We start from the raw sequence: 354 nt of genomic DNA, 5'->3' as shown, positions 1-354 counted from the left end.
ATCCGCATCCGCATCCGCATCAGCGTCAGCGTCAGCGTCAGCGTCCGCATCGGCGTCGGCGTCGGCATCAGCATCAGCATCAGCATCAGCATCGGCGTCGGCATCCGCATCCGCATCCGCATCAGCATCCGCATCAGCGTCCGCATCGGCGTCGGCGTCGGCATCAGCATCAGCATCAGCATCAGCATCAGCATCCGCGTCAGCATCGGCGTCCGCATCAGCATCAGCGTCGGCATCCGCATCAGCGTCCGCATCCGCATCAGCGTCCGCATCAGCGTCCGCATCCGCATCAGCGTCCGCATCAGCGTCCGCATCGGCATCAGCGTCGGCGTCGGCATCAGCATCAGCATCAGC

At 64.7% G+C, this 354-nt stretch carries 1 protein-coding gene; it reads left to right on the top strand.

Going from position 1 to position 354, the window contains the following annotated elements; translation table 11 throughout:
• Positions 1 to 354, top strand: a 354-nt coding sequence (locus tag HX869_RS31945) for a hypothetical protein (RefSeq protein WP_178904120.1), incomplete at both ends; no start/stop codon positions are given.

The organism is Pseudomonas sp. P7779, assembly GCF_013386315.1.
GTDB lineage: Bacteria > Pseudomonadota > Gammaproteobacteria > Pseudomonadales > Pseudomonadaceae > Aquipseudomonas.
Note: the sequence above shows the minus strand (reverse complement) of the source record. Positions and strands in the feature narration are given on the sequence as shown.